The sequence below is a fragment of the Rhodoferax ferrireducens genome (genome assembly GCF_031458075.1).
Taxonomy (GTDB): Bacteria; Pseudomonadota; Gammaproteobacteria; order Burkholderiales; family Burkholderiaceae_C; genus Rhodoferax_B; species Rhodoferax_B ferrireducens_A.
The window spans coordinates 1,322,431-1,347,030 of the sequence record NZ_JAVDXT010000002.1; the positions used below are offsets into that span (position 1 = coordinate 1,322,431).

Consider the following 24,600-nt stretch of genomic DNA (forward strand, 5'->3'; position numbering starts at 1 on the left):
GGCTTAGAGGGCGTCCAGCGCCTCGCGCGTCACCAGCAACACCTGGTCTTCGCCGGCGCTGGTTTCCAGCCACACCACTTCGAGTGCCGGGAACGCGGCTTCGAAGTATGCGCGCTCGTTGCCGATCTCCAGCACCAGCACGGCGTCGGCCGACATCTTGGCGGCGGCGTCTTGCAGCAGCTTGCGGATGAAGTCCATGCCATCTGTGCCGCCGGCCAGAGCCAGCACCGGCTCCGCCTGGTACTCGGCCGGCAGGGCCGCCATGCTCTGGCTGTTGACGTAGGGCGGGTTGCACAGGATCAGGTCGAACGGACCGGCCAACTGGGCCAGGCCATCGGACTCGACCAGCTGGATGCGTTGCTGCAAGCCGTGCTTGTCCACATTGATGCGGGCCACGGCCAGCGCGTCGGGGCTGATGTCGGCGCCAGTCACCTGCACGTCGGGATAGACCATGGCGGCCAGCACGGCCAGGCTGCCGTTGCCGGTGCACAGGTCGAGTACGGTGCTGGTTTCCTCGCGTAGCCAGTAGTCGATGCCACCGTCGACCAGCAGCTCGGCGATGAAGCTGCGCGGCACGATGGCGCGCTCGTCCACGTAAAACGGCACGCCTTGCAGCCAGGCCTCTTGCGTGAGGTAAGCCGCCGGTTTGCGGCTGGCGATGCGTGCTTCCAAAAGTGTAGCTACCAGCGCTTGTTTTTCCTGCGCTACAGGCTGATTCTCTACAGAATCCAGGTCGTCCACCGGCAGGCCCAGGCGCCACAGTACCAGCCAGGCGGCTTCGTCAAAGGCATTGGTCGTGCCGTGGCCGTAGGACACGCCGGCGGCCTCCAGCCGAGCGGCGGATTGTTCTATCAGTTCGAGAATGGTCATGGATGGCTGGCCAGGTTTTCCAGCGTACGGCGGTAGATGTTCTTCAGTGGCTCGATGTCGGCCACGGCAATGTGTTCGTCGATCTTGTGGATGCTGGCATTGGGCGGGCCGCATTCGATGACCTGCGGGCAGATCTGGGCGATGAAGCGCGCGTCGCTGGTGCCGCCGGTGGTGGACAGCTCGGTGTCCAGCCCGGTTTCGGCATGGATCGCTTTGCGCACTGCTTCGACCAGGGTACCGGGCGTGGTCAGGAACGGCAGGCCGCCGACGGTCCATTGGATGTCGTAGCCCAGGCCGTGGCGGTCCAGCACTTCGTGGACGCGTTTTTGCAGACCGTCGGGCGTGGATTCGGTACAGAAGCGGAAGTTGAAGTCCACCACCACGGTGCCCGGGATCACATTGTTGGCGCCGGTGCCAGCGTGGATATTGCTCATCTGCCAGCTGGTCGGCTGGAAGAAGGCATTGCCCGCATCCCACTCTATGGCCACCAGCTCGGCCAGCGCCGGCATGGCCATGTGGATGGGGTTCTTGGCCAACTGCGGGTAGGCGATGTGGCCTTGCACACCGCGGATGGTCAGCTTGCCGCTCATGCTGCCACGGCGGCCGTTCTTCACCATGTCGCCAGTGCGTTCCACCGAGGTGGGCTCGCCGACGATGCAGTAGTCGATGCGTTCGCCGCGTTCCTGCAGCAGCTTGCAGACCACCACCGTGCCGTCGACCGACGGGCCTTCTTCGTCGCTGGTCAGCAGCAGGGCGATGGACAGCGGGGTGTCGGGCTGGGCCGCAACATACTCTTCCACCGCCACCACAAAGGCTGCGATCGAGGTCTTCATGTCGCTGGCGCCGCGGCCGAACAGTTTGCCGTCGCGGTGCGTGGGGGTGAACGGGTCGCTGGTCCATTGCGCCAGCGGGCCAGTCGGCACCACATCGGTGTGGCCGGCGAATGCTATGAGTTTGCTAGCTGCTGGTGCAGATTCTGCCTGCGCTACCGGCCTAAAACCCTTGAAAGTGCTGCGGCGCACAGCCCACAGGTTGGTGACGCGGAAGTTGTCCGGGCCGCTGGCGATGGTTTCAAACTCAAAGCCCAGCGGCGCCAGGCGGGCCTGGACCAGGGCCTGGCATTGCGCGTCATCGGGCGTGACGGACGGCTGGGCAATCAGTTGCTCAGCCAGGTACAGGGTGTGGGACATCAGGTACGTACGTCCAGGGTGATTTCGGTAAAGGAGGGCTCGTCGTCGGCCGCGGCTTGCTGGATTTCGCCGTCGTTCTTCTGGCCAGCCCGGGCAAAGTCGTTCTGCAGCCGCCACATCAGATTGGTGGACGAGTCGGCATGGGCCAGGCCTTCCTTGCGGTCGATGATGCCTTCGGTGATCAGGCGGGCAATATCGCCTTCAAAGGTCTGCGAGCCATCGGCGATGGATTTCTCCATGGCCTCCTTGACGCCGCCGATGTCGCCCTTCTCTATCATGTCGGCCACCAGCAAGGTGTTCAGCATGATCTCCACGGCCGGCACACGTTCGCCGGCCGGTGTGCGCAGCAGGCGCTGCGAGACGATGGCGTTCAGCGCCACCGATAAATCGGCCAGCATGGTGGCACGCACTTCCACCGGGTAGAAGTTGACGATGCGGTTCAGCGCCTGGTAGCTGTTGTTGGCGTGCAAGGTGGCCATGCACAAATGGCCGGTCTGGGCGTAGGCAATCGCGGCCGACATGGTTTCGCGGTCGCGGATTTCGCCGATCAGGATCACGTCGGGTGCCTGGCGCAGCGCGTTCTTCAGCGCCACTTCCAGCGACACGGTGTCGGAGCCGATCTCGCGCTGGTTGATCACCGAGCGCTTGTTCTTGTACAGGTACTCGATCGGGTCTTCGATGGTCAGGATGTGGCCGCCCATGCGCTGGTTGCGGTGGTCGATCATCGCTGCCTGGGTGGTGGTCTTGCCGGCGCCGGTCGAACCCACCATCAGGATCAGGCCGCGCTTTTGCAGCACCAGCTCGCCCAGCACCTCGGGCACCCGCAGGTTGGCCAGCAGCGGCACTTCCACATTGATGTAGCGCAGCACCACAGAGTAGCTGCCGCGCTGGCGCATGGCGCTGACCCGGAACCGGCCGACGCCGGCCAGGGACACGGCCATGTTCAGTTCGCCGGTTTTTTCCAGCTCCTGGATGCGGTCCGGCGTCACCACCTCGGCCAGCAGGCTGCGTGGCGCGTCGGCCTGCAGCATCTGGCTGTTGATCGGCACGCACTGGCCGTTGATGCGTATCAGCGCGGGCGAATTGGCCGACAGGTAGACATCGGAGGCGTGTTTTTCCTGCATCAAGCGCAGGATGCGTTCCATGGTGCTCATCGATTACCTTTGTGTCGTGTTTGCCAAAACGCCGCGCGGTAGGGATCAGTCGCGCAACAGGTCGTTCAGGCTGGTCTTGGAGCGGGTTTGCGCATCGACGCGCTTGACGATGATGGCCGCGTACAGGCTGTACTTGCCGCCGTCTTTGGGCAGGGTGCCGCTGATGACCACCGAGCCCGAAGGGATGCGGCCATAGGTCACGGTATCGGTGGCACGGTCGTAGATCGGAGTGCTTTGGCCGATGTACACGCCCATGGAGATGACCGAGTTTTCTTCCACGACCACGCCTTCGACCACTTCGGAGCGTGCGCCGACAAAGCAGTTGTCTTCGATGATGGTCGGGCCGGCCTGCAGGGGCTCCAGCACGCCGCCGATGCCGACGCCGCCGCTCAGGTGCACGTTCTTGCCGATCTGCGCGCAGGAACCGACGGTGGCCCAGGTGTCGACCATGGTGTTCTCGCCCACGTAGGCGCCGATGTTCACGTAGGACGGCATCAGCACTGCGCCCTTGGCGATGTAGCTGCCATGGCGGGCCACGGCCGGTGGCACGACGCGCACGCCGGTGGCCTTCATCTCATCCGCGCTCAGGTGGGCGAACTTGGTCGGCACCTTGTCGTAGAAGCCCAGGTCGCCGGCCTTGATGATTTCGTTGTCCTTCAGGCGGAACGACAGCAGCACGGCCTTCTTGATCCACTGGTGCACCGTCCATTGGCCGACGGCTTCGCGGGTGGCGACGCGCAGGTGGCCGTTGTTCAGCTCGTTGACGACATGGGCGACGGCGTCACGCACTTCGGCCGAGGCGGCGGTGGGCGACAGATTCGCGCGGTCTTCCCAGGCGGCGTCGATGGTGGCTTGGAGTTGTTGTGTCATGTTGTTCTCTGCTTCAGGTTTTGGATTGGATGAATTGTCGGATGCGTTGGGCGGCCTCGGCGCACTCGGCGGTCTCGGCTACCAGGGCCATGCGGATACGCTGGCGGCCGGGGTTCTGGCCGTTGGCTTCGCGTGCCAGGTAGCTGCCAGGCAGCACCGTCACATTGTAGGCAGCCAGCAGGTCGCGGGCGAAGGCCACATCGCTGTCCAGGCCGTCGACCACGGCGGGGCCGGGCACCTGGGCCCAGAGGTAAAAGCCGGCGTCGGGCAGGGCCACGTCCATCACCTCGGCCAAGATAGGTGTGACCTGGGCGAACTTGCTGCGATACAGCGCGCGGTTTTCCACCACATGGGCTTCGTCGTTCCAGGCGGCGATGCTGGCGCTTTGCACCACCGGGCTCATGGCGCTACCGTGGTAGGTGCGGTAGAGCAAAAACGGCTTGATCAGCGCCGCGTCGCCGGCCACAAAGCCGCTGCGCAAGCCCGGCACATTGCTGCGCTTGGACAGGCTGGTGAAGGCGATCAGGTTCTTGAAATCTGCGCGGCCCAGCTTGGCCGCGGCCTCCAGGCCGCCCAGCGGAGCTTCGTCGCGGAAGTAGATTTCGCTATAGCACTCGTCGGAGGCGATGACAAAACCGTGCTGGTCGCTCAGGTCAAACAGCTTTTGCCATTCGCTCAGCGGCATCACCGCGCCCGTGGGGTTGCCGGGCGAGCAGACGAACAGCAGCTGGGTGCGCGCCCAGACCTCAGTGGGCACGCTGTCCCAGTCGACAGCAAAGTTGCGCGCTGGGTCGCTGGGCGCGTAGTAGGGCGTGGCGCCGCCCAGCAGGGCCGCGCCTTCGTAGATTTGGTAGAACGGGTTCGGGCAGACCACGGTGGCTTGCGGCTGGGTCGGGTCGATCACGGTCTGGGCAAAGGCAAACAGCGCTTCACGCGAGCCGTTCACCGGCAGCACCTGGGTGGCCGGGTTCAGCGCCAGGCCGTAGCGGCGCTGGATCCACTGGGCCATCGCGCTGCGCAAAGCCGGGTCGCCGCCGGTGGCCGGGTAGCCGGACAGGCCTTTGATGCCGGCCAGCATGGCCGTTTCAATGAAGGCAGGTGTCGCATGCTTGGGCTCGCCAATGCCCAGACTGATGGGGCGGTAGGCGGGGTTGGGGGTGACGCTGGCAAAGAGTTGCTTGAGCCGCTCAAACGGGTAGGGCTGGAGTTTGGTGAGCAGGGGATTCATGGGGGGAGATTATCAGCGCAGCCACTTATGATTCCGGCCAGACGTTTTTTCCAATTTTGTGGGACCTGATATGACCGTATTCACCAAAGTCGTGCTCTACACCGGGGCCGATGGCCGCGCCCAGTTCCGTGACGAGGCCGTGGAGTTGCTCGGCGGCACGCCCACCTCCCAGCTGTCCACGCTGGAGCCCAGCGGCGGCTACCAGCTGCGCCACAGCCCCGTGGGCTTCCAGAGCAACTTCCATTGCACCACCGACCCGCAGTGGGTGGTGATTCTGGGCGGGCAGATGGAGATTGGCTTGCAGGGCGGCGTGTCGCGCATCTTCAAGGCCGGCGAGCATTTCTATTCGGCCGATGTGCTGCCAGCCGGCGCCAGCTTCGACCCGAATGTGCACGGCCACTGGAGCCGGCAAGTGGGTTCCGAGCCGCTGGTCACGATGTTTGTACGGGGCTAGGGTGTTTCAGCGGGCTGCGCTGGGCTAGATCGTCCATGTAGCCCGCAATCCCCGCGCCTTCGCGCTCCAGAAAGCGCTCCACCGCATCGGCAAACGCCGGATGCGCCAGCCAGTGGGCGCTGGTGGTCTTGACCGGCAGCAGGGCGCGGGCCATCTTGTGTTCGCCCTGGGCGCCGCCTTCGAAGCGGGCCACGCCGTGTTCTATGCACCAGGCCAGCGGCTGGTAGTAGCAGGCCTCGAAATGCAGGCAGTCGACGCGCTCGATCGCGCCCCAGTAGCGGCCGTAAGCCACCAAAGGTTGGGCACCATTTAGGCCGTTGGCGCTTGTATCATCTGCACTGATAGCTATCAAACTGGTAGCAATCGGTTGGGTGACGCCCGCACTTTCCCGTTCAGCCACAAACAGCAGCCAGTGCTCGGGCATGGTGTCGGCCATGCGCTGGAAGAAGTCGCGGCTCAGGTACGGTGCGTTGCCGTGTTCCAGGTAGGTGCGCTCGTAGCAGCGGTAGAAGAAATCCCAGTCCTGCGGCGTGATATCGCGGCCCCGGGCCCAGCGGAAGCGGATGCCGGCGTCATGCACCTTACGGCGCTCCTGGCGGATCTTCTTGCGCTTGTCCTGGGCCATGGAGGCCAGGAAGTCGTCGAAGTCCTGGTAGCCAGAGGCTGTATTCGTCCAATGGAATTGCACCGTGTGGCGCAGCATCAGGCCGGCTTGGGCGCACGCGTCCACATCCTGCTGGTTGGCAAACAGCACGTGCAGCGACGACAGCTCTTGCTCGTTGCACCAGGCCACCACCGCCTGCACCAGCAGTTGGCGCGCCGTAGCATCGCGGGCCAGCAACCGCGCGCCGGGCACGGGGGTGAAGGGTGCGGCGATGATGGCCTTGGGGTAGTAGGGCACGCCGTGCTGCTGGTAGGCATTGGCCCAGGCCCAGTCGAACACGTATTCGCCGTAGGAATGGGCTTTGAGGTACAGCGCGCAGGCCGCGTGCAAGGCATCGCCTTGCCACAGCGTGACCAGGCGCAGGGTCCAGCCGGTGGCCGGCGTGGCGCTGCCGCTGAGCTGCATCGCGGCCAGGTATTCGTGGCGCATGAAGGGACTGGCGTCGGGCTGCTGGGCCAGCAGGCCGTTCCAGGCCTCTGCGCTCAGCTGCAGCGGCGAATCCAGCACCCGGATGACATAATCTGACGCACTCATATCCCACCCTGCAGGCAGCAGCCGGCTGCCCTCGTATTTTTTGTTTCCATGACTCTCAAACTCTGTGTTGCCCAGCTTAATTTTGTCGTCGGCGACCTGGCCGGCAATGCGCAAAAAATCATCGATGCGGCCCGCACCGCCTATGCCGAGGGCGCGCGCCTGGTGTTGACACCCGAGCTGTCGATTTGCGGCTATGCGGCCGAAGACCTGTTCCTGCGTCCGGCCTTCACCGCTGCTTGCGATGATGCCGTGAAAACAGTGGCCCGCGAACTCGCCGGGTTAAACGGCCTGTGCGTCGTGGTCGGCCACCCCAGCGGCGGCGACGACCGCACCAAATCCGTGGCTGTGCAGCGCCGCTTCAATGCGGCCAGCGTGCTGCGCGAAGGCCAGGTGCTGGCTACCTATGCCAAGCGCGAGCTGCCAAATTACCAGGTGTTCGACGAACGCCGCTACTTCACGCCCGGGCATGGCGTCTGCGTGTTCGAGGTGGAAGGCGTGAAGGTCGGCCTGCTGATCTGCGAAGACGCCTGGTTCGACGAGCCCGCCGCGCTGGCCAAGCAGGCCGGGGCCGAGCTGCTGGCGGTCATCAACGCCTCCCCCTTCCATGTGGGCAAGGGCGGCGAGCGGGTGCTGCGCATGGCCGACCGGGCCCGTGCTACCGCCCTGCCCCTGGTCTACGCACACATCGTGGGCGGGCAGGACGAGGTGGTGTTCGACGGCAATTCCTTCTGCGTGGATGCCGACGGCACGCTCAGCGGCCATGCCCCGGCATTCAAGGAAAATCTGTTCTATGTGCAGGCAGTACCTGCGCAAGAAGCTATCAAATTGGAAGCAAACATCGTCCCCGAGCGCAGCCTGCAGGCCGACTTGTGGGACGCGCTGGTGCTGGGCCTGCGCGACTACGTGGGCAAGAACCGCTTCCCCGGCGTGCTGCTGGGGCTGTCGGGTGGCATCGACTCGGCCTTGGTGCTGGCGATTGCGGTGGACGCGCTGGGCAAGGACCGCGTCCGCACGGTTATGATGCCGTCGCCCTATACCGCCGATATTTCCTGGATCGACGCCCGCGATATGGCGAACCGGCTGGGCGTGGTCTACAACGAAATCTCCATCCTGCCGGAATTCGACGCCTTCAAGGCGTCGCTGGCGCCGCATTTTGTGGGCCGCGCCGAGGACACCACCGAAGAAAACATCCAGGCCCGCATCCGTGGCACCCTGCTGATGGCTTTGAGCAACAAGTTCGGCAGCATCGTGGTCACCACCGGCAACAAGAGCGAAATGGCCACCGGCTACTGCACGCTGTACGGCGATATGGCCGGCGGCTTTGCGGTGATCAAAGACGTGGCCAAGACCCTGGTGTTCGCGTTGGCGCGCTGGCGCAATGCCAACGACCCGTACGGTACCGGCAGTAACCCGATCCCCGAGCGCATCATCACCCGGCCGCCCAGCGCCGAGCTGCGCGCCGACCAGACCGACCAGGACAGCCTGCCACCCTACGAGGTGCTGGATGCGATTCTGGAGCGCTACATGGAGAACGATGAAAGCCTGGAGGCCATCGTCGCCGCCGGCTTCGACCGAGCCGACGTGGAGCGCGTGACCCGCCTGATCAAAATCAACGAATACAAGCGCCGCCAGTCGCCTGTGGGAATTCGCGTGACCCACCGCAGTTTTGGCAAGGATTGGCGCTATCCTATAACCAGTCATTTTCGCGCTTAACCGAGGCTATTTAGCACCATGAAACAAATTACCGCCATCCTCAAACCGTTCAAACTCGAAGAAGTGCGCCAGGCACTGGCCGAATGCGGCGTCACCGGCCTGACCGTCACCGAAGTCAAGGGCTTTGGCCGCCAGAAAGGCCATACCGAGCTGTACCGCGGTGCCGAATACGTGGTCGACTTTCTGCCCAAGGTGAAGGTCGAAGTGGTGGTCAAGGACGATGATGTGGAGCGCTGCATCGACTCCATCGTCCGGGCTGCGCGCACCGGCAAGATCGGCGACGGCAAGATCTTCGTCACCAGCGTGGAACGCGTGCTGCGCATCCGTACCGGCGAGCAGGACGAAGCCGCGGTGTAACTTAGGTAAGCAGTCGTTTCGCCAGCCCCAGCAGGGGCATGGCCCAGATGGCCGCAGCCATCAGCAGACTCAGCAGCACGGCCGCGCTGCCCATGTCTTTGGCGCGTTTCGACAGCGCATGCCACTCGGGGCCGATGCGGTCGATGGCGGTCTCGATGCCGGTGTTCAGCAGTTCGACCACCAGCACCAGCACCACAGAACCCGCCAGCAAGGCAAACTCCACCCAGTTGTTCGCCAACCAGAACGCCAGCGGCACCAGCACGATGGCCGCCATGGCTTCCTGGCGAAAGGCGGTTTCGCCCCAGCCGGCGCGCAGCCCGGCCAGGGAGTAGCCGGCCGCATGCCAGATGCGCTGCAGGCCTTTACGGGATTTTTGCGCCGCGGGTGCTTCCATGGGCCGCATCACCGGCTCAGCGGCAAGGAGCCGACCAGGCGGGTGCCGGCCAGCGCGTCATGCCAGAACTGGCGCTGCGGGTGAAAGCGGCTCAACAAGGCCCAGACCGCTACCCAGCCCAGCAGAATGACCATGGTTTCGCCCACGGGTAGCGCGAACGGTGCTACGGCCGCCAGCGGCGGCAAGAACCAGATCCAGCTGCAGACATAGCGCAGCAGGGCACGCGGCTGGGAAATGGCCTGCCCATCCAGGCCCACCACGCGGATATTCCAGGTCTTCATGGCCAGAGTCTGGCCTTTGGACCAAAACCAGGTGAAGTAGATGCCGAAGATGACGAACAGGAAAGCCTGCAGGCCCAGGCGGTTGTCCATGGCGTTGCGGGTTTGGCTCAGCGTGCCAAACAGGTAGCCGGCTATGAACACCACGCCGAACATCAGCATGCCTTCGTACAGCCAGCAGGCCATGCGGCGGCGCAGGCTGGGCGCGGTGGGTGCCAGTGGGTCTGGACCCGCCGCTGCAGTCGATACCATCATGGTGCGTTGGTAGCGGGAGGATTGGACGCCTGCGGCCGTGCGGCATCCATGCGCTGTACTGGCAGCGGCAGCAGGGTTTTGGGGTTGATCTGGTGCGGCGCCGTGGCGATCGACGGGCCCTTGGGCTCGTCCTTGCGTGCGGGCGGCACCGTAGCCAGCTTCTGTTGTGGAACCAGCTTGACGGCGGTAGCCGCACCGGGCAGTTTGTTGCGCACGTTTTTGGCCAGCTTTTCCTTCTCTTCGGGGTCCAGGGTCTGGTAGGCCTCCCATTTGGCCTGCTTTTCCGTGGGCGCCAGGCGCTTGGTTTCGGCGAAGTTCAAGCGTGCCTGGCTGCGCTGGGTGGGGCTCAGCGAGCCCCAGTCCAGCATGCGCTCATGCAGCTTGGTTTGCTCGTCGGGCGACATCTTGGCAAAGTTCAGTGACAAGGCCAGCCATTTGCGCTTTTGGCCGGCGCTGATGTCATTCCAATGGCTGGCTAGTGGCTGCAGCGCGACCTGCTGCGCAGGGGTGAGCTCTTTCCACAGTGGCTTCTGGTCGGCCGCGCTGGCTTTGGCCAGGGGAATCGATGCTGGTGCCGCCGTTTGCGCCCACGCCGGTGATCCGGCCAAAGCCAGGCCTACCCAGACCAGGCCTGCCACGGAAGAGGGCGACAGAGAAAAAAAGCGCGTGTGCGATGGCTGCATCCGTAAGGGGCTCGATTATTGGTTGTTGTCCCGGTTGGACTTGAGAAATTCGACAAAGCCTGGGTCGGTATACGCTGCGGTTGGCAAATCGTCGGACAGCAGGGCGGAATCCACCTCGGCCAGTTCGTCGGCGCGGTTGTCATCCTGCACTACATAAATGGTCAGCAGTCCGGCCACCAGGGCCACCAGCGGCAGAGCGGACGCAAACCGGTTCCACCAGCTCGGGCTGTCATTGCCAAAAGTCAGCGCGGCGGCACCGCCCTGGCTGGCTACCACGGTAGCAGTGCGCATGACGACCGCTTTGCGGTGCGCCAAAGCCTGCATGCGGGCGATGCGCAGCCGCTCGGAAATATCGTGCGGCAGATCGGCCGCGCCTTCGGAAAGCCGGGCCGTGACGCGGCGCGCAAACTGGTCTTCGGGCGACAGAATTTGGAGTGTGTGCAGCTTTGTCATAGAAATATTCCCCTGGCTTTGAGCGCTTTGCTAAGTGACTGGACCGCGCGCGAACAGTGCGTTTTGACGCTGCCTTCCGAGCAGCCCATCGCGCTGGCAGTTTCAGCAACGTCCATCTCCTCCCAGTAACGCATCAAGAACGCTTCTCGTTGACGTGTCGGTAACTCTTGTATCTGGGTGTCAATTTCACGCAAAACTTGTGCCCGCCGCGTGGTGTCTTCCGCACTTTCCGTGCGCTCAGAGTCATCTGCAAGCTGAAAGGTTTCCAATAAGTCGAAATCTCCATCATCGCCAGACTCGAAATCGCTCATATTGGAGAACAAAGCGTTACGGGTTTTTTGGCGCCGGAACCAATCCAGCGTGCAGTTCGACAGAATGCGCTGGAACAGCATGGGCAGCTCTTCCACCGGCTTGTCGCCATAGTGCTCGGCCAGCTTCATCATGCTGTCTTGCACGATATCGAGCGCCGACTCCTCATTGCGCACGTGGTAGACCGAGCGTTTGAACGCCCGCTTCTCGACGTTCTTGAGGAAATCAGAAAGTTCGCGTTCAGTAGCCAAGAGGGTGGGGCCTGTGGGGGCGGGTCGGTAAAGGAATACGCGTTGTTTTTGGAAAGCCTGCGCCCGGATTTGGGGCGTTTGCGGGCGGATTATGGCACCGCCGGCTGATTTTCTTGGGTCGTGCGCCAGTTTTCATGCCCGGGAGTGCCATAATCCACGTTGCTAGTCAAAAAGCAAACGGATCATGGTTCGGCGATGCAAGCAGCTCGCCCATGGCTTTGGTCTTAAGTTTCGACACAACTCCAAAAGAGTGCGTGAAGAAGCACCCAAGGTATTTCGTTAGAGAAATTCACAAAGGTTCATCATGGAAATGTCAAAAGCCGAAATCGCTTCGGCGGCCGCTGCGTCTACCGCCGCACACAATACCCCGCGTTCTACCGCCCAAGAGCTCATGGGTGCAGAGGTTCTGGTGAAATGTCTCCAGGCCGAGAACGTCAAGCACATCTGGGGTTACCCCGGTGGCGCCGTTCTGTACATCTACGACGCGTTCTACAAGCAAGACACCATCCAGCACGTGCTGGTGCGCCACGAGCAGGCCGCCGTGCACGCTGCCGATGGCTATGCGCGCGCTACCGGTGATGTGGGTGTGGCGCTGGTCACCTCCGGCCCCGGCCTGACGAATGCGGTCACCGGTATCGCCACGGCGTACATGGACAGCATTCCCATGGTGATCATCAGCGGCCAGGTGCCGACCCACGCCATCGGTCTGGATGCGTTCCAGGAATGCGATACCGTCGGCATCACCCGCCCCATCGTCAAGCACAACTTCCTGGTGAAGGATGTGCGCGATCTGGCGGAAACCATGAAGAAGGCCTTCCACATCGCCCGCACCGGCCGCCCCGGCCCGGTGGTGGTGGACATTCCGAAAGACGTGTCCTTCAAGAAGACGCCTTACCACGGCTACCCCGAAACCGTCGCCATGCGCTCGTACAACCCGGTGCGCAAAGGCCACGGCGGCCAGATCCGCAAGGCCTTGCAGCTGCTGTTGGCGGCCAAGCGCCCGTATATCTATACCGGCGGCGGCGTGCTGCTGAGCAATGCCTCGCAAGAGCTGCGCACCCTGGTGGACATGCTGGGCTATCCCTGCACCAATACCTTGATGGGCCTGGGTGCCTACCCGGCCAGCGACAAGAAATTCCTGGGCATGCTGGGTATGCACGGCACCATCGAAGCCAATAACGCGATGCAGCATTGCGACGTGCTCTTGGCCGTTGGCGCCCGGTTTGACGACCGCGTGATCGGCAATACCAAGCATTTCGCCCAGAACGAACGCAAGATCATCCACATCGACATCGACCCGTCGAGCATCTCCAAGCGCGTCAAGGTCGATGTACCCATCGTCGGCGACGTGAAGGAAGTGCTGACCGAGCTGATCGCTATGATCAAGGAAGCCGGCACCAAGCCTGACGCCGATGCCTTGGGCAGCTGGTGGAGCACCATCGAAGGCTGGCGCAGCCGCAACTGTCTGAAGTACAGCATGGGCTCCAGCGATGTGATCAAGCCCCAGTACGTGGTCGAAACCCTGTGGAACATGACCAAGGACGCCGACACCTACATCACTTCTGATGTGGGCCAGCACCAGATGTGGGCCGCGCAGTACTACCGTTTTGACGAGCCCCGTCGCTGGATCAATTCCGGCGGCCTGGGCACCATGGGCGTGGGCATTCCCTATGCCATGGGCGTCAAGCTGGCCAAGCCCGACAGCGAAGTGTTCTGCATCACCGGCGAAGGCTCGGTGCAGATGTGTATCCAGGAACTGTCGACCTGCCTGCAGTACAACACTCCAATCAAGATTGTGTCGCTGAACAATCGCTACCTGGGCATGGTGCGCCAGTGGCAAGAGGTGGAATACGCCGGCCGCTACAGCAGCAGCTACATGGACGCGCTGCCGAACTTCGTCAAGCTGGCCGAGGCCTATGGCCATGTCGGCATGCTGATCGAACGCCCGGAAGATGTGGAGCCCGCACTGCGCGAAGCCCGCAAGCTCAAGGACCGCACGGTGTTCATGGACTTCCGTACCGACCCCACCGAGAACGTGTTCCCGATGGTGCAGGCCGGCAAGGGCATCACCGAGATGCTGCTGGGCAGCGAGGATCTGTAACCAGGTCTTCAAGCCAAATACGGCTCTGGCGCAGGTACTGCCTGCGCTGGCAGCTATCCATTCGATAGTATTAACTTTCTGACGAATCTATTGCCCGCCAAGCCCGCGCATTACCGTGCACGGGGGAGGGCGGCGAAAAGAGGAATCTAGTCTTATGAAACACATCATTGCTGTCTTGCTGGAAAACGAACCCGGTGCGCTGTCGCGCGTGGTCGGCCTGTTTTCCGCCCGTGGTTACAACATCGAGTCGCTGACGGTGGCTCCGACCGAAGACGCCACCTTGTCGCGCATGACTATCCAGACCTCCGGCTCGGACGACGTGATCGAACAGATCACCAAGCACCTGAACCGCCTGATCGAAGTGGTCAAAGTGGTCGATCTGACCGAAGGCTCCTACACCGAACGCGAACTGATGATGGTCAAGGTACGGGCCGTCGGCAAGGAGCGCGAAGAAATGAAGCGCATGGCCGACATCTTCCGCGGCCGCATCATCGATGTGACCGAGAAGAGCTACACCATTGAACTCACCGGTGACCAAGGCAAGAACGACGCGTTTCTGGAGGCGTTGGACCGCAGCGCGATCCTGGAAACCGTGCGTACCGGTGCCAGCGGTATCGGCCGTGGCGAGCGCATCCTGCGGGTTTAGTTTTGAGTTGTCCGTACGCGCGTTTCGACGGGCTCAACGCGAACGGACTATTTTTGGCGATTGCGTATTACGTTCGCCCTGGGCCTGTCGATGGGCATTTCGCCAAACCTTTAATTTTTGAAAGCAGAACATGAAAGTTTTTTACGACAAAGACTGTGACCTCAGCCTGATCAAGGGCAAGACGGTCGCCATCATTGGTTACGGCAGCCAAGGCCATGCGCACGCGCAAAACCTGAACGACAGCGGCGTCAAGGTCGTGGTCGGTCTGCGCAAGGGCGGCGCTTCCTGGGACAAGGTTGGCAAGGCCGGCCTGAACGTGCTGGAAGTCAACGACGCAGTCAAGGCCGCTGATGTGGTCATGATCCTGTTGCCTGACGAAGACATCGCTTCCGTCTACAAGAACAACGTCGAACCCAACATCAAGCAAGGCGCTTCGCTGGCCTTCGCCCACGGCTTCAACGTGCATTACAACCAGGTCGTGCCACGTGCTGACCTGGACGTGTGGATGGTTGCTCCCAAGGCCCCTGGCCACACCGTGCGCAATACCTACACCCAGGGTGGCGGCGTGCCCCACCTGGTGGCCGTGCACCAGGACAAGACCGGCAAGGCCCGTGATCTGGCCCTGTCGTACGCCATGGCCAATGGTGGCGGCAAGGCCGGCATCATCGAAACCAACTTCAAGGAAGAAACCGAGACCGACCTGTTCGGCGAACAAGCCGTGCTGTGCGGCGGCGCTGTCGAACTGATCAAGATGGGTTATGAGACCCTGGTCGAAGCCGGCTACGCTCCTGAAATGGCCTACTTCGAGTGCTTGCACGAACTGAAGCTGATCGTGGATCTGATCTACGAAGGCGGCATTTCCAACATGAACTACTCGATCTCGAACAACGCCGAATACGGCGAGTACGTGACCGGCCCTGAAGTGATCAACGCCGAATCCCGCGAAGCCATGCGCAACGCCCTGAAGCGCATCCAGACCGGCGAATATGCCAAGATGTTCATCCTGGAAGGCCGTACCGGCTACCCCAGCATGACCGCCCGCCGCCGTCTGACGGCCGAGCACTCGATCGAAAAGGTCGGTGCCCAGCTGCGCGCCATGATGCCTTGGATCGCCAAGAACAAGCTCGTCGACCAAACCCGTAACTAAGCGCTAGCCGCTGGTAACTACTTCGGGCCTGCTAGCTTCGGTTAGCAGGCCCGAAGTGCTTTTGGGGCCCGCATTTGCATGCTACATATTTAATAGCTGCTAGCGCGGGAGCTATATGCACCAGAGGCCGACTTTCTATAAATTCAGCCGCCCATCAGCTTCTGCGTCAGGTCGGCTGTGGTCGAAGCCTTGTATTTGCGCATCAAGGTGGCGCGGTAGATCTCCACCGTGCGGTGGCTGATGCCCAGCAGCTTGGCGATTTCCTTGGACGTGAGCCCGGTCATCACATGGGCGGCCACCTCGCGTTCGCGCGGCGTCAGGGCGGCCTGCACCGGGCGGCGCGACGACAGGTCTTCAAAGCTCCAGATGCCGGCCGCATGCGGCGCATTGCGGTCAAAGGCCCGGCCGATCACATGGCACCAGAACACCTCGCCTTTGAGCCGCCCGTCCACCCGCTGCATGATGCGGTCGTCGGCGTAATGGCCTTTGGCGTCCATGGTCAGCGCAATGCGGGTACCGGTGCGCTCGAACTCGACCGCGCTGGGGTAGAGCACCTGGAACGACTGGCCGAGCAGCTGCTCCCGGTCGGCGCCGAACATCTCGCACAGATGCTGGTTGCAGTCCACAATGGCGCGATTGCGCGATACCACCAGCCCGACCGGCGCCAGCGCGAAAGCCAGCTGGTAATCCACTGCTGCAGCCAGCTCCATCGGGCAAACCCTTTACGAAAAACTACGTAATTGAATAGGTAGTATCGTACGCCTTGATCTTTTAACCGGAGACCTGTGTGAACAAAATTTTCCCCTCTGCCGCCGACGCGCTCAAAGGCGTTGTGAAGGACGGCCAGCTGATGGCCGTGGGCGGTTTCGGCCTGTGCGGCATCCCCGAGGCCTTGATCGACGCGCTGCGCGATTCCGGCGTGAAGGATCTGACCGTCATCTCCAACAACGCCGGTGTCGATGGTTTCGGCCTGGGCAAGCTGCTGGAAACCCGGCAGATCAAGAAAATGATCTCCAGCTACGTGGGCGAGAACAAGGAATTCGAGCGCCAGTACCTGGCGGGCGAACTGCAGCTGGAATTCACCCCCCAGGGCACGCTGGCCGAAAAGCTGCGTGCCGGCGGCGCCGGTATACCGGCCTTCTTCACCAAGACCGGCGTCGGCACCCTGGTGGCCGAGGGCAAGGAGCTGCGCGAATTCAATGGCGAAACCTATGTGATGGAGCGCTCCCTGGTGCCCGAAGTCGCCCTAGTCAAGGCTTTCCGCGCCGACAAATCCGGCAATCTGCAGTTCCGCCTGACGGCGCGCAACTTCAACCCGGCGGCCGCCATGGCCGGCAAGGTCTGCATTGTGGAAGTCGAGGAAATCGTCGAAACCGGCGCCATGGACCCCGACCAGGTGCACCTGCCCGGCATTTACGTACACCGCATCGTGCTGAACGCCAACCCCGAGAAGCGGATTGAGAAGCGCACGCTGTCGGCCGCCGCCGCGGTAGACCCGGCTGCCGCCAAAGCCGAAGCCCAGGCGGTTATCGCCCATGCTGCCGTGATCGGCAGCGACGAAGTCGCCGTGCCCAAGGTGGATGCCGCGGCCCCAACCAACCCCGTGAAAGGAGCCTGAGATGGCTTGGAACCAAGACCAAATGGCAGCCCGCGCGGCCCTGGAGCTGGAAGATGGCTTTTACGTCAACCTGGGCATCGGCATCCCGACCCTGGTGGCCAACCATGTGCCCGCCGACAAGGAAGTCTGGCTGCAGAGCGAGAACGGCATGCTGGGTATCGGCCCGTTCCCCACCGAAGACCAGGTGGATGCCGACCTGATCAACGCCGGCAAGCAGACCGTTACCACCTTGCCTGGCTCGTCGATCTTCGGCAGCCACGACAGCTTTGCGATGATCCGCGGCGGCAAGGTCAATCTGAGCATCCTGGGCGCGATGCAGGTCAGCGAAAAGGGCGATCTGGCCAACTGGATGATCCCCGGCAAGATGGTCAAGGGCATGGGCGGCGCGATGGACCTGGTGGCCGGCGTGAAGCGCGTGATCGTGCTGATGGAGCACGTGGCCAAGAAGAAGGACGGCAGCGAAGACCTGAAGATTCTGCCCGCCTGCACCTTGCCGCTGACCGGCGTGGGCGTGGTGAACCGCATCATCACCGACCTGGCCGTGATGGACGTGACCCCCGCCGGCCTGAAAGTGGTGGAGCTGGCGCCGGATGTGACGCTGGAATCGCTGCAGGCCAAAACCGGCGTCAAGCTGGTCTGACCTGGAGGGCGGGCTAATTCAAGGGGCCAGTCGCAGTAGCTTGCCGCTGTCGGTCAGCAGCAGGATGGCCCCGTCGGGTGCTTGCACCACATCGCGGATGCGCTCCTTCAAATCGCTGAGGAGCGCTTCGCGGCTCAGCACCGCGCTGTTGCTGACAGCCATGCGCCACAGGGTCTGGCCGGCCAGCGAACCAGAGAACAGATTGCCTTTCCACTGCGGAATCAGGCTGCCGGTATAGAACAGCAGGCCGGCCGGCGCCACCGAGGTCGGCACCCAGTAGGTCAGCGGCTCGACGAAGGTTGGCGTATGCACGCCACCGCCGATGCGGCAGGCGTCACCCACCGGTGATCCGTAATTGCAACCATAGCTTTTGACCGGCCAGCCGTAGTTGGCGCCGGCGCGGGTGATGTTGATTTCGTCGCCACCCTGCGGGCCGTGCTCGCTGGTCCACAGCTCGCCGGTATCCGGGTGCAGCGCCGCGCCCTGCACATTGCGGTGGCCCAGGCTCCAGATGCCGGGCAGGGCGCCAGCGCCCAGCGCCGGGTTGTCGGCGGGAATGCTGCCATCGCGCTGGATGCGCACCACCTTGCCCAAAGTTTGCCCCAGGTCTTGCGACGGGCTGCCCAGCTGGCGTTCGCCCAGGGTGATGAACAGGGTTTTGTCCCGGGCAAATACCAGCCGAGAACCGTAGTGGCCGTTGCCCGAGGTCTTGGGGCTCTGGCGGAACAGCACCGCCACATTCTGCAAGCTATTGTCCACCAGACGGCCGCGCGCCACCGCGGTGCCAGTCAGGCCCGCTGCACTGCCCGTGCCGGGCTCGGAAAATGCCCAGTAGACCCAGGGTGTGGTCGCAAAATCGGGGTCCAGCGCCAGGCCCAGCAGGCCACCCTGGCCTGCGGCATTGACCGGCAGGATGCCGCTTATTTCGGTACTGGTTTGCGCGTCGGCGCTGAGCCGCAGCAGGCGCCCGCCGCGCTCGGTCACCAGCATCTCACCCGAGGGCAGAAACACCAGCCCCCAGGGCGATGCCAAGCCACTGCGCAGCACGCTGATCTTGGGCTGCAGCACCTGGGCTTCGGCCTGGCCTGCGCCGCCGCCACAGCCCAGCAGACCCCAGCACAGCGCCGCGGCCAGCACGGAGTGGAGCACGCGGGTGCGGGATAGCAAGGTGTGCAAAGAGGGGGCCGGTTGCATGTGCGTACTCCAAGGATGAGCGAGAAGCCAGGAAGAGATGGTTTCCGGGCTCAACCATAGCTTGTTTGGCCGCCGTTTGTGGCCATGGAATGGAGAGACATGCTACGCAGCGGCGCCACTAGGCGTTGTGAGCATGTGTTACGCAAAATACAGATGCTCACAGCCGGTCGCTGGAGTCGGCGCTTAGGATTTGCAATGCTGGTCTGCACGGATGCGGGGCAATGCTTATACCTATTCCTTTAATGTTTTTCCGGCTTGAGAATCCATGCTGCAGCACCACTATTTGCTTGATAAGAAGCATGCAGAGTCAGGCTGGATTTGATGGAGGAGCAGTTTTTTATGCCACACCAAGAACTAGAGCGCACCTTTAGACAGTTGGAGAGTGCGTATTCCCGCTTCATAGAGCGTACGCGGCTGGGCCGGAAGCTGGAACTACCGAAGATGGTGCGTATATGCCTGGTGCTACGCGGCGCTTGCCACGACAGTCAGGTGCAGGAATGTCTGACACGGTTTCAATTAGTTTGCGAGCGTTTGACCCGTTCCCATTTGCCCATGGGGATCGATGAAAACGACGACCTGATGGCCGGGCTGACAGAGTTGCAGCAAATGCGCGAGCGGCTGCATTACGACAGCCATGTGTTTCCCGAGTTCCGGGAGCGCAGGGTCAGCGCTCGGCGCCGTAGCGGCGGGGATGCCCTCAGAACGAGCTAGATTGCGCAGCTCCCTCAATGGAGCGGGTGATGGGAATCGAACCCACGTATCGAGCTTGGGAAGCTAGCGTTCTACCATTGAACTACACCCGCTTGGCGTTTGGTGGGCGGCTGGACTGGCATCGGTCAGCAGTGCCACCACCAAGCTGAAAGCAGTGTACCCGAGCCCCGGTAGCGTCGCCAGCCTATGGGGAGGTGCAGGGCGGATGGGGCAGGCTTCGCAACGGGTGTAACTGGTTATTGCGCTGGCGGCTGCGGCAGCGCTGTAGCACCATGGACCGGCATTCTCTTCTGGTCATAGTGGTCGCACCAAAAGCAAAGCCATGGACGCCGAAAAAAAGCTCAACATCGCAGCCGGGCTGGTTTTCGTCTTGATTTTGCTGATCGCCGTGGTGCCGTACCGCGCCAGCCTGTCGACCCGGGCAACGGTGGTCGAGTTGGGCCGCATCCAAAACCGAGAAGAGAAATTCGAGCAGTTGATCGATGCCTTGCGCGATGCCGAAACCGGCCAGCGCGGGTTCTTGATTACCGCCAAGGACAGCTATCTGGAGCCCTACCACGTGGCGCTGGGCGAGATTCCCGATGCGCGCGGAGCGCTGCTGCAGATGGTCCAGGCACAGCCGCAGGAATTGGCGGCTCTCGAAGAAATCTTCCGCATGGTCGACCTCAAGCTGAAAGACATGGCGCACATGATCGAGGTGCGGCGTGCCAAGGGCTTGGCTATGGCCGAACCCGTGATCGCCGTCGAGCGCGGCAAGGAATACATGGACGCCTTGCGCCAGCTGATTGCCGTGCAGCAAGCGCATCTGGCGAACCGGCGCGGCGAGTTGCGGCAAGAACTGGAACGCAAGTCCCAGGATGCTTTTGCCGTCGAAGTCGGTGCTACCGTGGCCAACCTGCTGCTGCTGGCGCTGCTGATGGTGGCGATGACGCGGGTGTTGAAGGCGCGCCAGGCCACCGCGGCCCTGGTCCAGGAAACCGCCAATACCCTGGGGCGTAGCGCGGCCGAAGCCGAGCGCCGCAATGTGCAGATGGAGGTCAGCGCAGAAATGCTGCAGGCGCTGGGCTCGATTTCCTCCGCTGCAGAGACCTCGCGCATCATTGCCAGCTACTGCGCGAAGCTGCTGCCAGGCATGTCGGGCACCGTCTACCTGTACCGCAGCTCGCGCGACCTGCTGGAGGCCCAGGCCTCCTGGGGCGGTAATTCCTCGTCGGTGGAGCAGCTCGAACCCAAGGACTGCTGGGCGCTGCAGCGGGGCAGGGCACATGCGACCCGCAACGCCGGCGATCTCTGCTGCGCGCATTACGCCCAGCAGGCGGTGTTTCCGGTCGGCCGGCTGTGCATTCCGCTGGTCACGCAGGGCGAGGTGATCGGCCTGATCTACTTCGAGGGCCTGGCGGAAGACGAGGCCAGCCTGAAGGCCCAGCAGCAGATGCTGGATCGGCTGACCGAGCAGATCGCGCTGGCGTTGAGCAATGTCCGGCTGCGCGAGACGCTGCGCATGCAATCCATCATCGATCCGCTGACCGGCCTGTTCAACCGGCGTTATATGGACGAGACCCTGAAGCGTGAGTTGGGCCGAACCGAGCGCAAGGGCTTGCCCTTGTCGCTGATTGTGCTGGACCTGGACCACTTCAAGCGCGTCAACGACACTTTTGGGCATGATGCGGGCGACCTGCTGCTGAAAAGCGTGGCCAACCAGGTGCGCGACAACATCCGCGGGAGCGACCTGGCCTGCCGCTTCGGCGGCGAAGAGCTGGTGCTGATACTGCCCGAGTGCGATCTGGCCACGGCATTGGAGCGGGCCGAAAGAATCCGCGTCGCCATCGCTTCCATCGATCTGTTGCACGCTGGGCAGCGGCGGGCGGCGCCGACTGCATCGTTTGGCGTGTCGCAGTTTCCGCTGCACGGTGCAGACGCCACCGCCTTGTTGAAAGCCGCCGACCAGGCCTTGTACCGGGCCAAACATTCGGGGCGCAACCGGGTGGTGGAGGCCAAGCCCTGAGTGACTGGGCCGGGGATATAAGAGATTCAGGCCGCTGGCGCTTATTCCTTCAGCGCAAGCAGCTATATTTAACATAGCAAACAGCGGTGGCCTGGCCGCCATGGCCGGCGCCGCCCGGCTGTTAAAATTTGCGCGCTTCGGGTTGGCCTGCGCGGCTCCCGGCTTGATTTCAATCCATTGACCCTATTCACCCCTGTGTGTGCCCTGGCTTTGTGCTGGCGGCGTAGAACGATTTGAACGAGACCCCACGCTTATGAGCACCCCTGCCTCCATCACCGTTGCCGACATCCGCAAGACCTTCCTCGACTTCTTTGCCTCCAAGGGCCATACCGTGGTAGCCAGCAGCTCGCTTGTGCCCGGCAACGACCCGACGCTGATGTTCACCAACTCCGGCATGGTGCAGTTCAAGGACGTGTTCCTGGGCACCGACAAGCGCCCCTATGTGCGTGCGGCCTCGGTGCAGGCTTGCCTGCGTGCCGGCGGCAAGCACAACGATCTGGAAAACGTGGGCTACACCGCGCGCCACCACACCTTCTTTGAAATGCTGGGCAACTGGAGTTTCGGTGACTACTTCAAGCGCGAGTCGCTAAAGTGGGCCTGGGAGCTGCTGACCGAGGTCTACAAGCTGCCCGCCGACCGCCTGCTGGCCACGGTGTACGAAGAAGACGACGAAGCCTATGACATCTGGACCAAGGAAATCGGTCTGCCGCCCGAGCGCGTGATCCGCATCGGCGACAACAAGGGCGGCCGCTACAAGTCCGACAACTTCTGGATGATGGCCGACACAGGTCCTTGTGGCCCGTGCTCGGAAATCTTCTACGACCACGGCGACCACATCGAAGGCGGCCCCCCGGGCAGCCCCGGTGAAGACGGCGACCGCTTCATCGAGATCTGGAACAACGTGTTCATGCAGTTCAACATGGCGGAAGACGGCTCGGTCACGCCGCTGCCCGCGCCCTGCGTCGATACCGGCATGGGCCTGGAGCGCCTGGCCGCCATCCTGCAGCATGTGCACAGCAACTACGAAATCGATATTTTTGACGCCCTGATCAAGGCCGCCGCCCGTGAAACCGGCGAACAGGACCTGGGCCACAAGAGCCTGCGCGTCATCGCCGACCACATCCGCGCCACCTCCTTCCTGGTCAGCGACGGCGTGATCCCCGGCAACGAAGGCCGCGGCTATGTGCAGCGCCGCATCATCCGCCGCGCCATCCGCCACGGCTACTTGCTGGGCCAGACCAAGCCTTTCTTCCACAAGCTGGTGCCCGATCTGGTGGCGCTGATGGGTGCTGCCTACCCAGCCATGGCCGCCCAGCAAGAGCGCATCGCCGAAGTGCTGAAGGCCGAAGAAGAACGCTTCTTCGAAACCCTGGCAATGGGCATGGAAATCCTCAACGCCGCCCTCGAAGGCGGTGTGCAGGTGCTACCCGGCGACGTGGCCTTCAAGCTGCACGACACCTACGGCTTCCCGCTCGATCTGTCGGCCGATGTCTGCCGCGAACGCGGCCTGTCGGTAGACGAAGCCGGCTTCACCGCAGCCATGGAAGCGCAAAAAGCCAAGGGCCGCGCGGCTGGCAAGTTCAAGATGGACCGGGCCCTGGAATACACCGGCGCCGGCAACCAATTCGTGGGTTATGAAAAGCTCGAGGCTACTGCAAAAATCGTAGCACTCTACGCAGATGGTTCCAGCGTTGCAGCATTAAAAGTGGGTCAAACCGGCACCGTGGTGCTGGACACCACGCCTTTCTACGCCGAAAGCGGTGGCCAGGTCGGCGACGAAGGCCTGATCACCAGCGGCTCGGCCCGCTTTGCCGTGGGCGATACGCAAAAGGTCAAGGCCGATGTGTTTGGCCACCAGGGCACCTTGGAAGCCGGGACGCTGAATGTGGGCGACACCGTCACCGCCAGCGTCAACACCGCACTGCGTGCTGCCACCCAGCGCAACCACTCGGTCACCCATTTGATGCACAAGGCCTTGCACACCGTGCTGGGCGGCCATGTACAGCAAAAGGGCAGCCTGGTGAACGCCGAACGGACTCGCTTCGACTTCACCCACAACGCCCCGGTCACCGATGCGCAGATCGTCCAGATCGAAGCCCTGGTGAATGCCGAGATCCTGGCCAACGCGCCCACCAAGGCCGAGCTGATGGATATCGAATCGGCGCAGAAGACCGGCGCCATGATGCTGTTCGGCGAGAAGTACGGCGAAATCGTGCGCGTGCTGAGCATCGGCAGCACCCAAGAACTCTGCGGCGGCACCCATGTGCAGCGCACCGGCGACATCGGCCTGTTCAAGGTGGTGGGCGAGGGCGGCGTGGCCGCTGGCGTGCGCCGTATCGAAGCCGTGACCGGCGAGGGCGCCCTGGCCTACCTGCAAGACCTGGAGCGCACCGTGACGCAAGCCGCAGGCAGCTTCAAGGTGCAGCCGGCCGAGCTGCAAGCCCGCGTCACGCTGGCCTTGGAGAACATCAAGGCGCTGGAAAAAGAAGTCGCCCAGCTCAAGGGCAAGCTGGCCTCCAGCCAGGGCGACGAGCTGGTCAACAGCGCGCTGGACATCAAGGGCATCAAGCTGCTGGCCGCCAAGCTCGAAGGCGCCGACACCAAGACCCTGCGCGAGACCATGGACAAGCTCAAGGACAAGCTGAAAACCGCCGTGATCGTGCTGGCCGCCGTGGATGGCGACAAGGTGCAGATCGCTGTCGGCGTGACCAAGGACAGCGTGGACAAGGTGCAGGCCGGCGCACTGGCCAACTTTGTCGCCAGCCAGCTCGGTGGCAAGGGCGGCGGCAAGCCTGACATGGCCATGGCCGGCGGCACCGAACCGGCCAAGCTGCCAGCAGCGCTGGCATCCGTGCAGGCCTGGGTGGCAGAACGGGTCTGA

Annotated in this window: 24 protein-coding genes and 1 tRNA gene; 11 read left to right on the plus strand and 14 right to left on the minus strand. The window is 62.9% G+C overall.

Features of this window, described 5'->3' with window-relative positions; genetic code table 11:
• Positions 1-3 precede the first annotated feature (3 nt).
• Genes prmB through dapC form a run of 5 tightly spaced genes read right to left on the minus strand, consistent with a single transcriptional unit; the run spans position 4 to position 5,312 of the window.
• Positions 4-870 (minus strand): 50S ribosomal protein L3 N(5)-glutamine methyltransferase, encoded by an 867-nt coding sequence (gene prmB / locus J2X19_RS15155; RefSeq protein ID WP_310374376.1) that lies wholly within the window; start codon positions 868-870, stop codon positions 4-6.
• Positions 867-2,060, minus strand: a complete 1,194-nt coding sequence (gene dapE, locus J2X19_RS15160) for a succinyl-diaminopimelate desuccinylase (RefSeq protein ID WP_310374378.1) — start codon at positions 2,058-2,060, stop codon at positions 867-869. The genes prmB and dapE overlap by 4 nt, the downstream gene beginning before the upstream one ends.
• Complete coding sequence (locus tag J2X19_RS15165; protein ID WP_116608555.1) at positions 2,060-3,214, minus strand: PilT/PilU family type 4a pilus ATPase; 1,155 nt, start codon at positions 3,212-3,214, stop codon at positions 2,060-2,062. The genes dapE and J2X19_RS15165 overlap by 1 nt, the downstream gene beginning before the upstream one ends.
• Before the next feature lie 45 nt (positions 3,215-3,259).
• Positions 3,260-4,084, minus strand: a complete 825-nt coding sequence (gene dapD / locus J2X19_RS15170) for a 2,3,4,5-tetrahydropyridine-2,6-dicarboxylate N-succinyltransferase (protein ID WP_310374381.1) — start codon at positions 4,082-4,084, stop codon at positions 3,260-3,262.
• A 13-nt stretch (positions 4,085-4,097) separates the two neighbouring features.
• Positions 4,098-5,312, minus strand: a complete 1,215-nt coding sequence (gene dapC, locus J2X19_RS15175; RefSeq protein ID WP_310374383.1) for a succinyldiaminopimelate transaminase — start codon at positions 5,310-5,312, stop codon at positions 4,098-4,100.
• Between the two features lie 70 nt (positions 5,313-5,382).
• Between dapC and J2X19_RS15180 the strand changes: the two genes are divergently transcribed.
• Positions 5,383-5,766 carry a cupin domain-containing protein gene (locus tag J2X19_RS15180; protein WP_310374385.1) on the plus strand — a complete coding sequence of 128 codons (384 nt, stop codon included), beginning with the start codon at positions 5,383-5,385 and terminating at the stop codon, positions 5,764-5,766.
• On the opposite strand, the gene J2X19_RS15185 is transcribed toward J2X19_RS15180, so the two are convergent.
• Complete coding sequence (locus J2X19_RS15185; RefSeq protein WP_310374386.1) at positions 5,744-6,964, minus strand: GNAT family N-acetyltransferase; 1,221 nt, start codon at positions 6,962-6,964, stop codon at positions 5,744-5,746. The two genes, J2X19_RS15180 and J2X19_RS15185, sit on opposite strands and share 23 nt — an antisense overlap.
• Positions 6,965-7,012: 48 nt before the next feature.
• Here J2X19_RS15185 and J2X19_RS15190 point away from each other — a divergent pair, with 48 nt between their 5' ends.
• Positions 7,013-8,677, plus strand: coding sequence for an NAD+ synthase (locus tag J2X19_RS15190; protein WP_310374387.1), 1,665 nt, complete (start codon positions 7,013-7,015; stop codon positions 8,675-8,677).
• A gap of 18 nt (positions 8,678-8,695) precedes the next feature.
• Positions 8,696-9,034, plus strand: coding sequence for a P-II family nitrogen regulator (locus J2X19_RS15195; RefSeq protein WP_116608549.1), 339 nt, complete (start codon positions 8,696-8,698; stop codon positions 9,032-9,034).
• 1 nt (position 9,035) lies between these two features.
• On the opposite strand, the gene J2X19_RS15200 is transcribed toward J2X19_RS15195, so the two are convergent.
• Genes J2X19_RS15200 through J2X19_RS15220 form a run of 5 tightly spaced genes read right to left on the minus strand, consistent with a single transcriptional unit; the run spans position 9,036 to position 11,657 of the window.
• Positions 9,036-9,428, minus strand: coding sequence for a diacylglycerol kinase (locus tag J2X19_RS15200; RefSeq protein ID WP_165830902.1), 393 nt, complete (start codon positions 9,426-9,428; stop codon positions 9,036-9,038).
• 8 nt (positions 9,429-9,436) lie between these two features.
• Positions 9,437-9,958 carry an RDD family protein gene (locus tag J2X19_RS15205; RefSeq protein WP_310374555.1) on the minus strand — a complete coding sequence of 174 codons (522 nt, stop codon included), beginning with the start codon at positions 9,956-9,958 and terminating at the stop codon, positions 9,437-9,439.
• Entirely contained in the window at positions 9,958-10,599 is a 642-nt protein-coding gene (locus tag J2X19_RS15210) for a DUF3106 domain-containing protein (RefSeq protein ID WP_310374391.1), read from the minus strand. The genes J2X19_RS15205 and J2X19_RS15210 overlap by 1 nt, the downstream gene beginning before the upstream one ends.
• 60 nt (positions 10,600-10,659) lie before the next feature.
• Complete coding sequence (locus tag J2X19_RS15215; RefSeq protein WP_310374393.1) at positions 10,660-11,097, minus strand: DUF3619 family protein; 438 nt, start codon at positions 11,095-11,097, stop codon at positions 10,660-10,662.
• Complete coding sequence (locus tag J2X19_RS15220; RefSeq protein WP_116608544.1) at positions 11,094-11,657, minus strand: RNA polymerase sigma factor; 564 nt, start codon at positions 11,655-11,657, stop codon at positions 11,094-11,096. The genes J2X19_RS15215 and J2X19_RS15220 overlap by 4 nt, the downstream gene beginning before the upstream one ends.
• A gap of 304 nt (positions 11,658-11,961) precedes the next feature.
• Here J2X19_RS15220 and J2X19_RS15225 point away from each other — a divergent pair, with 304 nt between their 5' ends.
• The 3 genes from J2X19_RS15225 to ilvC all read left to right on the plus strand — a co-directional run bounded on the left by J2X19_RS15225 (position 11,962) and on the right by ilvC (position 15,551).
• Positions 11,962-13,758, plus strand: a complete 1,797-nt coding sequence (locus J2X19_RS15225) for an acetolactate synthase 3 catalytic subunit (RefSeq protein WP_310374396.1) — start codon at positions 11,962-11,964, stop codon at positions 13,756-13,758.
• A gap of 154 nt (positions 13,759-13,912) precedes the next feature.
• Positions 13,913-14,404 carry an acetolactate synthase small subunit gene (gene ilvN, locus J2X19_RS15230; RefSeq protein ID WP_092754532.1) on the plus strand — a complete coding sequence of 164 codons (492 nt, stop codon included), beginning with the start codon at positions 13,913-13,915 and terminating at the stop codon, positions 14,402-14,404.
• Between the two features lie 130 nt (positions 14,405-14,534).
• A complete protein-coding gene (gene ilvC, locus J2X19_RS15235; protein ID WP_116608542.1) occupies positions 14,535-15,551 on the plus strand; it encodes a ketol-acid reductoisomerase in 1,017 nt (338 codons plus the stop codon).
• A 143-nt stretch (positions 15,552-15,694) separates the two neighbouring features.
• On the opposite strand, the gene J2X19_RS15240 is transcribed toward ilvC, so the two are convergent.
• A complete protein-coding gene (locus J2X19_RS15240) occupies positions 15,695-16,261 on the minus strand; it encodes a PAS and helix-turn-helix domain-containing protein (protein ID WP_116608541.1) in 567 nt (188 codons plus the stop codon).
• Between the two features lie 77 nt (positions 16,262-16,338).
• Between J2X19_RS15240 and J2X19_RS15245 the strand changes: the two genes are divergently transcribed.
• On the plus strand, positions 16,339-17,169 hold the full coding sequence (locus J2X19_RS15245) for a CoA transferase subunit A (RefSeq protein WP_310374401.1): 831 nt from the start codon (positions 16,339-16,341) through the stop codon (positions 17,167-17,169).
• Position 17,170: 1 nt separating this feature from the next.
• Positions 17,171-17,809, plus strand: coding sequence for a CoA transferase subunit B (locus J2X19_RS15250; RefSeq protein ID WP_092754520.1), 639 nt, complete (start codon positions 17,171-17,173; stop codon positions 17,807-17,809).
• A gap of 18 nt (positions 17,810-17,827) precedes the next feature.
• Here J2X19_RS15250 and J2X19_RS15255 read toward each other — a convergent pair whose 3' ends face one another.
• Positions 17,828-19,003, minus strand: coding sequence for a PQQ-dependent sugar dehydrogenase (locus J2X19_RS15255; RefSeq protein ID WP_310374404.1), 1,176 nt, complete (start codon positions 19,001-19,003; stop codon positions 17,828-17,830).
• A gap of 552 nt (positions 19,004-19,555) precedes the next feature.
• On the opposite strand from J2X19_RS15255, the gene J2X19_RS15260 reads away from it, so the two are divergent.
• The gene (locus J2X19_RS15260; RefSeq protein ID WP_310374406.1) at positions 19,556-19,714 is read left to right on the plus strand and encodes a hypothetical protein; all 159 of its coding nucleotides are present in this window, start codon (positions 19,556-19,558) and stop codon (positions 19,712-19,714) included.
• Between the two features lie 18 nt (positions 19,715-19,732).
• Here the strand turns inward: J2X19_RS15260 and J2X19_RS15265 are convergent.
• Positions 19,733-19,806: transfer RNA gene (locus J2X19_RS15265), tRNA-Gly, on the minus strand.
• A gap of 230 nt (positions 19,807-20,036) precedes the next feature.
• Between J2X19_RS15265 and J2X19_RS15270 the strand changes: the two genes are divergently transcribed.
• Positions 20,037-21,719, plus strand: coding sequence for a diguanylate cyclase (locus tag J2X19_RS15270; RefSeq protein ID WP_310374408.1), 1,683 nt, complete (start codon positions 20,037-20,039; stop codon positions 21,717-21,719).
• 253 nt (positions 21,720-21,972) lie between these two features.
• Entirely contained in the window at positions 21,973-24,600 is a 2,628-nt protein-coding gene (gene alaS, locus J2X19_RS15275) for an alanine--tRNA ligase (RefSeq protein WP_310374410.1), read from the plus strand.

What these genes read in the sequence shown, in the direction of transcription:
- ilvC (WP_116608542.1), top strand. Translation starts at nt 14,535, where the DNA reads ATGAAAGTTTTTTACGACAAAGACTGTGACCTCAGCCTGATCAAGGGC.
- J2X19_RS15190 (WP_310374387.1), top strand. Translation starts at nt 7,013, where the DNA reads ATGACTCTCAAACTCTGTGTTGCCCAGCTTAATTTTGTCGTCGGCGAC.
- J2X19_RS15225 (WP_310374396.1), top strand. Translation starts at nt 11,962, where the DNA reads ATGGAAATGTCAAAAGCCGAAATCGCTTCGGCGGCCGCTGCGTCTACC.
- J2X19_RS15205 (WP_310374555.1), bottom strand. Translation starts at nt 9,958, where the DNA reads ATGGTATCGACTGCAGCGGCGGGTCCAGACCCACTGGCACCCACCGCG.
- dapE (WP_310374378.1), bottom strand. Translation starts at nt 2,060, where the DNA reads ATGTCCCACACCCTGTACCTGGCTGAGCAACTGATTGCCCAGCCGTCC.
- J2X19_RS15260 (WP_310374406.1), top strand. Translation starts at nt 19,556, where the DNA reads ATGGGGATCGATGAAAACGACGACCTGATGGCCGGGCTGACAGAGTTG.
- J2X19_RS15195 (WP_116608549.1), top strand. Translation starts at nt 8,696, where the DNA reads ATGAAACAAATTACCGCCATCCTCAAACCGTTCAAACTCGAAGAAGTG.
- J2X19_RS15185 (WP_310374386.1), bottom strand. Translation starts at nt 6,964, where the DNA reads ATGAGTGCGTCAGATTATGTCATCCGGGTGCTGGATTCGCCGCTGCAG.
- J2X19_RS15165 (WP_116608555.1), bottom strand. Translation starts at nt 3,214, where the DNA reads ATGAGCACCATGGAACGCATCCTGCGCTTGATGCAGGAAAAACACGCC.
- prmB (WP_310374376.1), bottom strand. Translation starts at nt 870, where the DNA reads ATGACCATTCTCGAACTGATAGAACAATCCGCCGCTCGGCTGGAGGCC.
- J2X19_RS15240 (WP_116608541.1), bottom strand. Translation starts at nt 16,261, where the DNA reads ATGGAGCTGGCTGCAGCAGTGGATTACCAGCTGGCTTTCGCGCTGGCG.
- ilvN (WP_092754532.1), top strand. Translation starts at nt 13,913, where the DNA reads ATGAAACACATCATTGCTGTCTTGCTGGAAAACGAACCCGGTGCGCTG.
- J2X19_RS15255 (WP_310374404.1), bottom strand. Translation starts at nt 19,003, where the DNA reads ATGCAACCGGCCCCCTCTTTGCACACCTTGCTATCCCGCACCCGCGTG.
- J2X19_RS15215 (WP_310374393.1), bottom strand. Translation starts at nt 11,097, where the DNA reads ATGACAAAGCTGCACACACTCCAAATTCTGTCGCCCGAAGACCAGTTT.
- dapC (WP_310374383.1), bottom strand. Translation starts at nt 5,312, where the DNA reads ATGAATCCCCTGCTCACCAAACTCCAGCCCTACCCGTTTGAGCGGCTC.
- dapD (WP_310374381.1), bottom strand. Translation starts at nt 4,084, where the DNA reads ATGACACAACAACTCCAAGCCACCATCGACGCCGCCTGGGAAGACCGC.
- J2X19_RS15180 (WP_310374385.1), top strand. Translation starts at nt 5,383, where the DNA reads ATGACCGTATTCACCAAAGTCGTGCTCTACACCGGGGCCGATGGCCGC.
- J2X19_RS15270 (WP_310374408.1), top strand. Translation starts at nt 20,037, where the DNA reads ATGGACGCCGAAAAAAAGCTCAACATCGCAGCCGGGCTGGTTTTCGTC.
- alaS (WP_310374410.1), top strand. Translation starts at nt 21,973, where the DNA reads ATGAGCACCCCTGCCTCCATCACCGTTGCCGACATCCGCAAGACCTTC.
- J2X19_RS15200 (WP_165830902.1), bottom strand. Translation starts at nt 9,428, where the DNA reads ATGGAAGCACCCGCGGCGCAAAAATCCCGTAAAGGCCTGCAGCGCATC.
- J2X19_RS15250 (WP_092754520.1), top strand. Translation starts at nt 17,171, where the DNA reads ATGGCTTGGAACCAAGACCAAATGGCAGCCCGCGCGGCCCTGGAGCTG.